Genomic DNA, 13,021 nt, shown 5'->3' with positions numbered 1-13,021 from the left:
CCGTCCACACCTCCGCAGGCCTCGGACGCCCGCCCGCACCCCACAGGAACAGATCCTCGCCACGGCCTTCGCCGAAATCCTCGGCCTGCCGAACATCGCAGCCGACGACAACTTCTTCGACCTCGGCGGCCATTCACTCCTCGCCACCCGCCTCATCAGCCGCATCCGCACAGCGCTCGGCGTAGAGATCCCCCTCCGCGCCATCTTCGAAGCCCCCACCGTCACCCAACTCGCCCGCCGCCTCGCCGACCACGCCGGCGAACTCCGACCCGCGCCCGAGCCGGTCGCCAGGCCGCAGGCACTGCCACTGTCGTACGCCCAGGAGCGCCTGTGGTTCCTCAACCAGCTCGAAGGTCCCTCCGCCACCTACAACATGGCCTTCGCCCTACGCCTGACCGGTGACCTGTACCGACAGACACTCCAAGACGCCCTCAACGACGTGATCAACCGGCACGAGGCACTGCGCACCGTCTTCCGGAGGACCGACGGGCAGCCCGGCCAGCACATCCTCGACCCCGACCAGGCCCAGATCACGCTGGAGGCTGTGCCCACGGACGAGGGCCGAATCCATGAGCAGCTGAACCGGGCCGCGCGTCACGAGTTCGATCTGTCCGCCCAGGTTCCGCTGCGCGCCGAGCTGTTCACCGTCAGCCCGACCGAGTCGGTGCTGATGCTGGTGCTGCACCACATCGCGGGTGACGGCTGGTCCCTGGCCCCGCTGGCCCGCGACCTCATCTCCGCCTACACCGCCCGCCTCACCGACACCACCCCCGACTGGCCACACCTCCCCGTCCAGTACGCCGACTACACCCTCTGGCAGCGCGACCTGCTCGGCGACGACACCGACCCCGACAGCCCCTTCAGCCGCCAGTACACCTACTGGGCCGAGCAGTTGGCCGGTCTGCCGGAACAAGTCACCATCCCCACCGACCGGCCCCGCCCCACCACAACCTCCAACGCGGGCGACGTCTGCGACTTCCACTTCGACGCCGACTTGCACCGGATCTCGCTCAGCTGGCCCGGTCGGCCGGAGCGACGGTGTTCATGGTGCTGCAGGCATCCATGGCCGCCCTGATGACCCGCCTCGGCGCCGGAACCGACATCCCCATCGGCTCCCCCATCGCCGGACGCACCGACGAAAGCCTCGACGACCTGGTCGGGTTCTTCGTGAACACCCTGGTCCTGCGCACCGACACGGCGGGCAACCCCGCCTTCACCGACCTCCTCGCCCAGGTCCGGCGAACCAGCCTGGAAGCTCACTCCCACCAGGACACTCCGTTCCAGTACCTGGTGGAGAAGCTCAACCCGCAGCGTTCCGCCGCGCACCACCCGCTCTTCCAGGTGGCGCTCGCCGTGCAGAACAACGAGCAGGCTGCCTTCGACCTGCCGGGACTGCAAGTGCGCTCGGAGAGTGCGCACACCAGCACATCGCGCTTCGACCTGATGATCACCCTCACCGAGGAGTACGGCGGTGAACACGAGCACGCGGGCATCAGTGGAGCCATCGAGTTCGCGACGGATCTGTACGACCGGACCACGATCGAGACACTCATCGAACGCTGGACCCGACTGCTGAAGACGATCACCACCGACCCGTCCCAGCCCATCGGCTCCCTGGACATCCTCACGCACGACGAAGAGATCCAGCTCCGCGCATGGGCGACCACACCCCGCCCCGAGATCGACAACACCACCCTGCCCGAGCTCTTCGAAGCCCACGTACGAGCCACACCGGACGCCATCGCCGTAGAAGCCGGAGACACCACCTGGACCTACAGCGAACTCAACGCCCGAGCCAACCAAATCGCCCACTGGCTCATCAGCCGAAGCATCGGCACCGAACAACTCATCGGCCTGGCACTACCCCGCAGCGCCGAACAACTCGCCACCATCCTCGGCATCACCAAAGCAGGCGCCGGCTACCTGCCCATCGACCCCGACTACCCCACCGACCGCATCACCTACATCCTCACCGACGCCACCCCCACCCTCCTCCTCACCACCAAAGAACTAACCCAGGAACTGCCCAACGGACTCGCAGTCGAGGAACTGACCAAGACCTGGGACAAGCAACCCACCACCAACCCCACCGACACCGACCGGGCCACTCCCCTGACAACGGCGAACACCGCCTACACCATCTACACCTCCGGCTCCACCGGCCACCCCAAAGGCGTCACCGTCACCCACACCGGACTCACCTCCCTCATCACCACTCTGGTCGAACGGTGCGCCCTCAGCCCGGACAGCCGCGTACTCCAATTCACCTCTGCCAGCTTCGACGTCTCCGTCATTGAGCTGCTGCTCGGGTTCACCGCCGGAGTCACCCTGGTCGTGCCGCAGGTTCCCCGACTGGCTGGTGAGGACCTTGCCAGGGTGCTCTCCACTCAGCGGGTCAGCCACGCTTTCCTTCCGCCGTCGGCTCTGGCAAGCCTGCCCTCCGGCGCCGAAGCCACCCTGTCCGACCTCGGCACCGTCGTCGTGGCCGGCGAGGCCTGCCCGCCCGATCTGGCCGAGCGGTGGTCGCAAGGCCGCCGGATGATCAACGCCTACGGGCCGACCGAAACCACCATCTATGCTTCGACCGGCGGTCCGCTGTCCGGGCCGAAAGCCCCGATCGGCCGGCCGGTGGTCAACACCCGTGTGTACGTCCTGGACGAGAATCTGCAGCAGGTACCGCAAGGTGTCGCCGGCGAGCTGTACATCGCGGGCCGTAGTCTGGCCCGCGGTTACCTCAACCGGTCCGGCCTGACATCCGAGCGGTTCGTGGCCGACCCGTTCAGCGGGGCCGGAGACCGGATGTACCGCACCGGCGACCTCGTACGATGGAACCGCGACGGCGAACTCGAATACCTGAGCCGGACCGACGACCAGGTCAAGATCCGCGGCTTCCGCATCGAACCCGGCGAGATCCAAGCCGTCCTCACTAAGCACGCGGAGATTTCGCAGGCGGTGGTGGTTCCGCGTGAGGACCAGCCCGGCGACACCCGCCTGGTCGCCTACATCGTCCCCGAGACCGACGGTGGTGCCGAACAGGTCGAGGACTGGCGGGAGTTGTACGACTCGATCTACGGCCAGACCGACTCGCCCCTGGGTGAGGACTTCGCCGGCTGGGACAGCTCCTACACCGGTGAAGCGATCCCGCTGGAAGAAATGCGGGAATGGCGCTCGGCAACAGTGGAACGAATCCGCTCCTACGCCCCCCAGCGAGTCCTGGAGATCGGTGTCGGCTCAGGCCTGCTGATGGCACCCCTGGCACAGGACGTCGAATCGTACTGGGGAACGGATCTTTCCCAGGCCGTCGTCACCCGCCTCACCGGACAGATCACGGACCGGGGCTGGAAACACGTCCAGGTCCGCTGCCAGAGCGCCGACGACTTCACCGACCTGCCGACAGGCTACTTCGACACCATCGTCATCAACTCCGTCGCCCAGTACTTCCCCGACCACCACTACCTCACCTCCGTCCTCAACCAAGCCCTGGAACTCCTCACCGAAAACGGCCGAATCATCCTCGGCGACATCCGCCACCTCGGACAACTCCGCACCTTCCACACCGCAGTCCAAACACCCAAAGCAACCGACACCGCCCAACTCCACGCCTCAGTCGAACGCGCACTAGTAGTGGAAAAAGAACTCCTGGTCCACCCCGACTACTTCACCAACCTCGCCACTCATCACGGCATCGGCGTGGACATCCGGATCAAACGCGGAACAGCACACAACGAACTCACCCGCCACCGCTACGACATCACCCTCCACAAAAACCCCCAGACACCAACCAACCTCGCCAACCTCCCGGCGCTGCACTGGGGAAGCGACGTCACCACCCTCGAGCAGCTCGGGGAACAGCTGGCCGAAGACGGCCTGCGCGTGGTGGGTGTTCCGAACGCACGCCTGACCGGTGAAACAGCCGCCGTCCACGCCCTGGACACCGGCGAGAACCTGGACGCCGTACGGTCGGCACTCACCTCCGCCGCCGGAATCGACCCCGAAACATTCCACGAGTGGGCCACCGGACACGGCCTCGAAGCGGTCTCCACCTGGAACACCGAACAGCCCGCCTCCTTCGACACAGTCCTGCTACCCGCAGGCAGTACCCAGACGGTGACCGGCACCTACCAGCCCTCCACCAACAACAGCACCACTCTCACCAACTCCCCAGCCCGATCCCGCACCACCGGAACACTCATCACAACCCTCCGGCAGACACTGCAGGACCAACTGCCCGACTACATGGTCCCGTCAGCCATCGTCACCCTCGACCACATACCCCTCACCCCGAACGGAAAGACCGACCGCAAAGCCCTCCCCGCACCCGACTACACATCCACAGGCAGCGGCCGCCCACCCCGCACACCCCAAGAAGAAATCCTCTCCACCCTCTTCGCCGAAGTCCTCGGCGTACCCAGCGTCACTGTCGACGACAACTTCTTCGCACTCGGCGGACACTCCCTCCTCGCAACCCAACTCAGCAGCCGAATCCGCACCACCCTCGGCACCGAAACACCCCTACAAACACTCTTCGAAGCACCCACCGTCGCCCAACTCGCACCACGCCTCACCCAGGGCGTAACACGCCCCGCCCTCGTTGCGCAGCCCCGCCCCGAGGCACTGCCCCTCTCCTTCGCCCAGCAGCAACTCTGGTTCCTGGACCAGATGGAGGGGCCGTCGGCCACCTACAACATTCCGTTGGTGCTCCGTCTGACCGGCCAGCTGAATCAGCAGGCGCTGAGGGAGGCCGTCAACGACGTCATCACACGCCACGAAGCACTCCGCACAGTCTTCGGGAGGCTGACGGGCAGCCCCTCCAGCGCGTCCTCAACCCCGAACACGCCCATATCGAGCTGTACGTTCAGCAGGTCGACCAGGCCGACGTCATGCAGAGGCTGCATCAGGCCGCCCGCCACGAGTTCGACCTCTCGCTTGACATACCGCTGCACGCCGAGCTGTTCACCGTCAGCCCGACCGAGTCCGTACTCCTGCTCGTCATACACCACATCGCCGGTGACGGCTGGTCGCTGGCACCCCTGGCCCGCGATCTGGTCGCCGCTTACACCGCCCGGTTGGAGGGTGCGGCACCTCAGTGGCCGCAGCTGCCGGTGCAGTACGCCGACTACACCCTCTGGCAGCGCGACCTGCTCGGCGACGACACCGACCCCGACAGCCCCTTCACCGCCCAACAAAACTACTGGGCCGAACAACTGGCCGGTCTGCCTGAACAGGTCACCATCCCCACCGACCGACCCCGCCCCGCCATCGCCAGCTACGCCGGCGACTCCACCACCTTCCACATCGACCCCGACCTCCACCAAACCCTCTCCGAACTCGCCCGCTCCACCGGCACCACCATGTACATGGTCCTCCAGGCCTCCTTCGCCGCCCTCATGACCCGCCTCGGCGCCGGAACCGACATCCCCCTCGGAGCACCCATCGCCGGACGCACCGACGAAAACCTCGACCAACTCATCGGATTCTTCGTCAACACCCTCGTCCTCCGCACCAACACAGCCAACAACCCCACCTTCACCGACCTCCTCACCCAAGTCCGCCAAACCAGCCTGGCCGCCTACACCCACCAAGACATCCCCTTCGAACACCTGGTGGAAAAACTCAACCCCCACCGCAGCACCACACACCACCCCCTCTTCCAGGTCATGCTGGCCCTCCTCAACACCAAACAGCCGAACTTCGAACTGCCCGACCTCCAGGCGGAGCCGGTCGGGGTGGGCTTGGGCACGTCCAGGTTCGACGTGTTCATCAACATGGGCGAGCACCGGGACGACAACGGCACACCGGCCGGCATGACCGGCACCGTCGAGTTCGCCACCGACCTCTACGACCGCTCGACGATCGAAGCACTCACCACACGCTGGACCCGACTGCTCCAGGCCATCGCCACCGACCCCAACCAGCCCATCAGCTCGCCCGACATCCTCACCCCCACCGAACACAACCAACTCCGCGCATGGGCGACCACGCCCCGCCCCGAGATCAACGACACCACCCTGCCCGACCTCTTCGAAGCCCACGTACGAGCCACACCGGACGCCATCGCCGTAGAAGCCGGAGACACCACCTGGACCTACACCGAACTCAACACCCGAGCCAACCAAATCGCCCACTGGCTCATCAGCCGAAGCATCGGCACCGAACAACTCATCGGCCTGGCACTACCCCGCAGCGCCGAACAACTCGCCACCATCCTCGGCATCACCAAAGCAGGCGCCGGCTACCTGCCCATCGACCCCGACTACCCCACCGACCGCATCACCTACATCCTCACCGACGCCACCCCCACCCTCCTCCTCACCACCGACCGGTTGAGCGAGAACCTCTTGTCCGCTGTCGGTGGCGACGGTGAGGCGCTCACGATCGAGTCCCAGGCGAAGCGTTGGGACGACCAGCCCACCACCGATCCGACCGAAGTGGACCGGGTCGCGCCGCTTACTCCGGCGAACACCGCCTACACCTTCTACACCTCGGGTTCCACCGGTCGGCCGAAGGGCAGTGTCGTCGCCCACTCCGGGCTGGCCGGTCTCATAGCCACCGCAGTCGAGCGGTGCGAGGCCGGTCCGGGAAACCGCGTGCTGCAGTTGGCCTCCCCCAGCTTCGATCCCGCTGTGGTCGAGATCTTCATGGCCTTCGCCGCAGGCGCGACCCTCGTACTGCCGCCGTCCGGCGGACCGCTCGCCGGCCTCGAACTGGCCAGGGTCATCGCCGACCGGCACATCACGCACGCCTTCATCACAGCGTCTCGGCTCGCGAGCCTGCCCGAGGGAAGCGAAACCGAACTGGCCGACCTGGGTGTCCTCGGCATGGTCGGTGAGCCCACACCGTCGGCGCTGGTGGACCGCTGGTCGCAGGGCCGTCGGATGGTCAACGCCTACGGACCGACGGAGTGCACCGTCTACGCGACGATCAGCCGCCCGTTCTCGGCCGGACGAGCCCCCATCGGGTACCCGATCGCCAACGCCCATCTCCACGTGCTGGACGATTACCTGCAGCCTGTGCCTCCGGGCATCGCGGGCGAGCTCTATGTCGCCGGCAAGGGTGTGGGGCGTGGCTACCTGCACCGGCCCGGCATGAGTGCCGAGCGGTTCGTCGCGGACCCGTTCGGTGAACCGGGCGGGCGGATGTACCGCACCGGAGATCTCGTACGATGGAACCAGGACGGCGAACTCGAATACCTCGGCCGCACCGACGACCAGGTCAAGATCCGCGGCTTCCGCATCGAACCCAGCGAGATCCAAGCCGCACTCACCCGGCTCCCCGGAATCGCCCAAGCCGTCGTCATCGCTCGTGAGGACCAGCCCGGCGACGTACGGCTGATCGCCTACGTTGTTCCGAGCGGCGGAAGTGAGCCCTCGTTGCCACAGCTGCGGCAGGACCTGCGGCAACAGCTTCCGGACTACATGGTCCCCGCGGCCATCGTGGTCATCGACGATATCCCGCTCACCCCGAACGGGAAGATCGATCGCGCCTCGCTCCCGGCTCCCGACCACACCGCCGCCTCCACGGGACGTGCCCCCCGTACGCCGCGGGAAGAGATCCTGTGCGCGCTGTTCGCCGAGGTACTGGGACTGTCGAGTGTCGGGCCCGACGACAGCTTCTTCGACCTGGGCGGCCATTCGCTGCTGGCCACCCGCCTGATCAGCCGCATCCGCAAGACACTCAGCATCGAAGCCCCTCTGCGGGCCTTCTTCGAGGCCCCGACCGCGGCCCAGCTGGCCGAACGCCTGGCAGAAGGTGACGAGCAGACACGGCTCGCCCTGACGCCCGTCACCCGGCCTGAGGCCGTCCCGCTGTCGTTCGCCCAGGAGCGGCTGTGGTTCATCCACAAGGTGGAGGGCCCTTCCGCCACCTACAACATGCCGCTGGCCCTGCGCGTGACCGGTGATCTGGACCAGCAGGCGCTGCAGGACGCCCTCAATGACGTCATAGCCCGCCATGAATCACTGCGCACGATCTTCCTGGACGTCGACGGACGGGCCCGCCAGCACATCCTCGAACCCGACCGGCCCGCGTCGGCCTCAAGGTCGTCCCCACGGACGAGGGCCGGATTCACGATCAGCTGAACCGGGCCGCGCGTCACGAGTTCGATCTGTCCGCCCAGGTTCCGCTGCGCGCCGAGCTGTTCACCGTGAGCCCGACCGAGTCGGTGCTGATGCTGGTGCTGCACCACATCGCGGGTGACGGCTGGTCGATGGCCCCGCTGGCCCGTGACCTCATCTCCGCCTACACCGCCCGCCTCACCGACGCCACCCCCGACTGGCCGCAGCTGCCGGTGCAGTACGCCGACTACACTCTCTGGCAGCGCGACCTGCTCGGCGACGACACCGACCCCGACAGCCCCTTCAGCCGCCAGTACACCTACTGGGCGGAGCAGTTGGCCGGTCTGCCGGAACAGGTCACCATCCCTACCGACCGGCCCCGCCCCACCACAACCTCCAACGCTGGTGACGTCTGCGACTTCCATTTCGACGCCGACCTGCACCGGGGCCTCGCCGACCTGGCTCGGTCAGCCGGAGCGACGGTGTTCATGGTGCTGCAGGCATCCGTGGCCGCCCTGATGACCCGCCTCGGCGCCGGAACCGACATCCCCATCGGCAGCGGCATCGCAGGACGCACCGACGAGAGCCTCGACGACCTGGTCGGGTTCTTCGTGAACACCCTGGTCCTGCGCACTGACACGGCGGGCAACCCCGCCTTCACCGACCTCCTCGCCCAGGTCCGGCGAACCAGCCTGGAGGCATACGCCCACCAGGACGTCCCCTTCCAGTACCTGGTGGAGAAGCTCAACCCCCGCCGTTCCGCGTCACACCACCCGCTCTTCCAGGTCATGCTGGCCCTGCAGAACAACGAGCAGGCCGACTTTCAGCTCCCCGGGCTGCGGGTCAGCCACGAACCCGCGAGCACGGACACATCCCGTTTCGATCTGTTCGTCAACATCGGTGAGTTCCGTGAGCACGACGGCTCACCCACGGGGATCGCGGGGTACATCGAGTTCGCGACGGATCTGTACGACCGGACCACGATCGAGACACTCATCGAACGCTGGACCCGACTGCTGAAGACGATCACCACCGACCCGTCCCAGCCCATCGGCTCCCTGGACATCCTCACGCACGACGAAGAGATCCAGCTCCGCGCATGGGCGACCACACCCCGCCCCGAGATCGACAACACCACCCTGCCCGACCTCTTCGAAGCCCACGTACGAGCCACACCGGACGCCATCGCCCTCGAAACCGACGACACCACCTGGACCTACACCGAACTCAACACCCGAGCCAACCAAATCGCCCACTGGCTCATCAGCCGAAGCATCGGCACCGAACAACTCATCGGCCTGGCACTACCCCGCAGCGCCGAACAACTCGCCACCATCCTCGGCATCACCAAAGCAGGCGCCGGCTACCTGCCCATCGACCCCGACTACCCCACCGACCGCATCACCTACATCCTCACCGACGCCACCCCCACCCTCCTCCTCACCACCAAAGAACTAACCCAGGAACTGCCCAACGGACTCGCAGTCGAGGAACTGACCAAGACCTGGGACAAGCAACCCACCACCAACCCCACCGACACCGACCGGGCCACTCCCCTGACAACGGCGAACACCGCCTACACCATCTACACCTCCGGCTCCACCGGCCACCCAAAGGCGTCACCGTCACCCACACCGGACTCACCTCCCTCACCTCCACCCTCATCGAGCGCTGCCGCACCACGGCGCAGAGCCGGGTCGTGCAGCTGGCCTCGCCGAGCTTCGACGCCTCCGTACTGGAACTGCTGATAGCCATCAGCAACGGCGGCACCCTCGTCCTGCCCCCGCCGGGCCGTCTCGCCGGTGCGGACCTCGTCCGAATCCTGGCCGACCGGCGGATCACCCACGCGTTCATCCCACCGTCCGTCCTGGCCACACTCCCGTCCGAGTCGCCCGGCGCCCTCACCGAACTCTCCACCCTCATCGTCGGCGCCGAGGCATGCCCGCCCCACCTGGTTCCGCTGTGGGCACCGAACCGCAACATGGCCAACCTCTACGGCCCCACCGAAACCACCATCTCCACCACTATCAGCCGCCCCCTCACCGAGCCATACACGCCCATTGGTGCTCCCAACCACAACGCCTACACCCACGTCCTGGACGAGAATCTGCAGCAGGTACCGCAAGGTGTCGCCGGCGAGCTGTACATCGCGGGCCGCGGTCTGGCCCGTGGTTACCTCAACCGGTCCGCCCTGACATCCGAGCGGTTCGTGGCCGACCCGTTCGGTGAACCGGGCGAGCGGATGTACCGCACCGGCGACCTCGTACGATGGAACCGCGACGGCGAACTCGAATACCTGAGCCGGACCGACGACCAGGTCAAGATCCGCGGCTTCCGCATCGAACCCGGCGAGATCCAAGCCGTCCTCACTAAGCACGCGGAGATTTCGCAGGCGGTGGTGGTTCCGCGTGAGGACCAGCCCGGCGACACCCGCCTGGTCGCCTACATCGTCCCCGAAGCCATCGACAACACCGAAACCGATCCCACCGAACAGGTCGAGGACTGGAAGGTGTTGTACGACTCCCTCTACGGCGAGACCGACTCGCCCCTGGGTGAGGACTTCGCCGGCTGGGACAGCTCCTACACCGGTGAAGCGATCCCGCTGGAAGAAATGCGGGAATGGCGCTCGGCAACAGTGGAACGAATCCGCTCCTACGCCCCCCAGCGAGTCCTGGAGATCGGTGTCGGCTCAGGCCTGCTGATGGCACCCCTGGCACAGGACGTCGAATCGTACTGGGGAACGGATCTTTCCCAGGCCGTCGTCACCCGCCTCACCGGACAGATCACGGACCGGGGCTGGAAACACGTCCAGGTCCGCTGCCAGAGCGCCGACGACTTCACCGACCTGCCGACAGGCTACTTCGACACCATCGTCATCAACTCCGTCGCCCAGTACTTCCCCGACCACCACTACCTCACCTCCGTCCTCAACCAAGCCCTGGAACTCCTCACCGAAAACGGCCGAATCATCCTCGGCGACATCCGCCACCTCGGACAACTCCGCACCTTCCACACCGCAGTCCAAACACCCAAAGCAACCGACACCGCCCAACTCCACGCCTCAGTCGAACGCGCACTAGTAGTGGAAAAAGAACTCCTGGTCCACCCCGACTACTTCACCAACCTCGCCACTCATCACGGCATCGGCGTGGACATCCGGATCAAACGCGGAACAGCACACAACGAACTCACCCGCCACCGCTACGACATCACCCTCCACAAAAACCCCCAGACACCAACCAACCTCGCCAACCTCCCGGCGCTGCACTGGGGAAGCGACGTCACCACCCTCGAGCAGCTCGGGGAACAGCTGGCCGAAGACGGCCTGCGCGTGGTGGGTGTTCCGAACGCACGCCTGACCGGTGAAACAGCCGCCGTCCACGCCCTGGACACCGGCGAGAACCTGGACGCCGTACGGTCGGCACTCACCTCCGCCGCCGGAATCGACCCCGAAACATTCCACGAGTGGGCCACCGGACACGGCCTCGAAGCGGTCTCCACCTGGAACACCGAACAGCCCGCCTCCTTCGACACAGTCCTGCTACCCGCAGGCAGTACCCAGACGGTGACCGGCACCTACCAGCCCTCCACCAACAACAGCACCACTCTCACCAACTCCCCAGCCCGATCCCGCACCACCGGAACACTCATCACAACCCTCCGGCAGACACTGCAGGACCAACTGCCCGACTACATGGTCCCGTCAGCCATCGTCACCCTCGACCACATACCCCTCACCCCGAACGGAAAGACCGACCGCAAAGCCCTCCCCGCACCCGACTACACATCCACAGGCAGCGGCCGCCCACCCCGCACACCCCAAGAAGAGCTTCTCTGCACGCTGTTCGCCGAAGTCCTCGGCCTGCCCGGCGTCGGGATCGATGACAACTTCTTCGACCTCGGAGGCCACTCGCTGCTGGCGGCCCAGCTCGGCAGCCGAATTCGGACAGCTCTCGGCACCGAGACGCCTCTCCAGGCGCTCTTCGAGGCGCCCACCGTGGCCGAGCTCTCCGCGAGCCTTGACGCCGGCTCGCCCAGCAGTGCCTATGAGGTTCTGCTGCCGCTTCGAAAGCGAGGGCGGCACGCTCCGCTGTTCGTCGTGCACCAGGGAGCGGGCATGTGCTGGTCGTACGCCGGCCTCCTGCCGCACCTCGGCGCGGACTTCCCGGTCTACGGACTCCAGGCCCACGGACTGGCTCATCCTGATGAGCTCAGGAACAGCGTCCAGGAGGTGGCCGATGACTGCATCGAGCAGATGCTCAAGGTGCAGCCCGAGGGGCCGTACCACCTGATGGGGCACTCGTTCGGAGGAATCTTGGCCCATGCGATAGGGGCGCAGCTTGAAGAACGCGGTGAGCGGGTCGCTCTCCTGGTCTTCCTGGACTCCGATCCCGCCAAGCCGATCCCCGAGGACCTGCTCCAGGGCCAGGACGAGATGCGGCTGATGTACGGCGCGATCCTGGAGGCGCTCGGGGTCAACACCGAGCAGCTGGCCGACGGGACGCCCACATTCGAGGAGTTCGCAGAGCTCGCACGCGGGACGAACACGGTACTGGGCGGCCTTGAGGAGGACCGGTTCGTCGCCCTGATGAGCGTCATCAGGAACAACATCACGCTGATGGGCAACTATCGCCACAAGCGTATCTCGACGGACGCGATGATCTTCGCGGCCACTCGGCACCGTTCCGGATACGTGATTCCGGCGGACGCCTGGAGCGCGTATGTGGAGGGTGACGTCACCCACCACGAGGTGGACTGCACTCACCAGACCATCACGACACCGCATATGTTCCGGGAGGTCGGCCCCCTCGTCGAGGCCAAACTCCGGGGGCTCGCCGAGAAGACGATCACTCCCACCCGCACCGAGAAGGAGTAGAACAACGACAGCCGCGCTGTCAGCGCGGGCCGGACCACGGCATTACGAAGCCCCCGCCCGGTCTCACGGATCGATCCGTGAGACCGGGCGG

2 protein-coding genes and 3 pseudogenes are annotated in these 13,021 nt (G+C 66.3%); all 5 read left to right on the top strand.

Going from position 1 to position 13,021, the window contains the following annotated elements; genetic code table 11:
* The first annotated feature begins 52 nt into the window (after positions 1–52).
* Positions 53–7,753 (top strand): annotated as a pseudogene (locus CCZ36_RS37045) (condensation domain-containing protein).
* A gap of 91 nt (positions 7,754–7,844) precedes the next feature.
* On the top strand, positions 7,845–8,078 hold the full coding sequence (locus tag CCZ36_RS37040) for a condensation domain-containing protein (RefSeq protein ID WP_443069851.1): 234 nt from the start codon (positions 7,845–7,847) through the stop codon (positions 8,076–8,078).
* Positions 8,063–10,173: pseudogene (locus CCZ36_RS36320) on the top strand (non-ribosomal peptide synthetase); the annotation flags it as partial. The gene CCZ36_RS37040 and the pseudogene CCZ36_RS36320, both read left to right, overlap by 16 nt.
* A gap of 123 nt (positions 10,174–10,296) precedes the next feature.
* Positions 10,297–12,075 (top strand): annotated as a pseudogene (locus CCZ36_RS37035) (phosphopantetheine-binding protein); the annotation flags it as partial.
* Positions 12,052–12,930, top strand: coding sequence for a thioesterase domain-containing protein (locus tag CCZ36_RS37030; RefSeq protein ID WP_443069850.1), 879 nt, complete (start codon positions 12,052–12,054; stop codon positions 12,928–12,930). The pseudogene CCZ36_RS37035 and the gene CCZ36_RS37030, both read left to right, overlap by 24 nt.
* Positions 12,931–13,021: the final 91 nt, after the last annotated feature.

Source organism: Streptomyces sp. S063 (assembly GCF_002832675.1).
Taxonomy (GTDB): domain Bacteria; phylum Actinomycetota; class Actinomycetes; order Streptomycetales; family Streptomycetaceae; genus Streptomyces; species Streptomyces sindenensis.
This window is presented reverse-complemented; position numbering and strand designations above follow the sequence as displayed.